Consider the following 647-nt stretch of genomic DNA (forward strand, 5'->3'; position numbering starts at 1 on the left):
ACGGTTGTGGCGCACGTCTTCGGTGAACGCACTCTGGCCACACTGGAGCGTCTTCTGAGCCTGCTGTCGGCCTTTGAGGTCGTGGTATGGATGACGGATGGCTGGCCGCTGTATGAATCACGCCTGAAGGGAAAGCTGCACGTTATCAGCAAGCGTTACACTCAGCGCATTGAGCGACATAATCTGAATCTGAGACAACATCTGGCAAGGCTGGGACGGAAGTCACTGTCGTTCTCAAAATCGGTGGAGCTGCATGACAAGGTCATCGGGCATTATCTGAACATAAAACACTATCAGTAAGTTGGAGTCATTACCGAGCTGTTCTTCCCCAGCACAATCACCGAAAATGGTTCGTCGACCGCGCAGAGTTCCCGAGTCCCGGTTTACCTGAGCAACACCGACAAGTGCGCTGATTTCACGTCTCGAGAGGCTGCTCGATTCAGGCATTTCCGCCAGCAATGCTGCGGCAGTCATGGCTCTAACACCTCAGACGTTCAGTAAGCTCTTTAAAGTAACTCTGAATGTGCCTGTTCATATCTGGGTCTTCCCCGATCATGGTGGGAAGGCTTAGAACGCCATATTCAGTTTCCCATAGTGGAACATCACTCCCAGCTTAAAGCGCTCCCGGTTGCGGTAGCCCTTGGCTT

Annotated in this window: 2 pseudogenes; one reads left to right on the top strand and one right to left on the bottom strand. The window is 52.6% G+C overall.

The features are described from left to right. Positions 1-300 (top strand): annotated as a pseudogene (locus BGK49_RS17000) (IS1-like element IS1X2 family transposase); the annotation flags it as partial. A 27-nt stretch (positions 301-327) separates the two neighbouring features. Here the strand turns inward: BGK49_RS17000 and BGK49_RS17005 are convergent. Then, positions 328-538: pseudogene (locus tag BGK49_RS17005) on the bottom strand (transposase); the annotation flags it as partial. Positions 539-647: the final 109 nt, after the last annotated feature.

Source organism: Shigella sp. FC1544, from assembly GCF_001722145.1.
Lineage (GTDB): Bacteria > Pseudomonadota > Gammaproteobacteria > Enterobacterales > Enterobacteriaceae > Escherichia > Escherichia coli.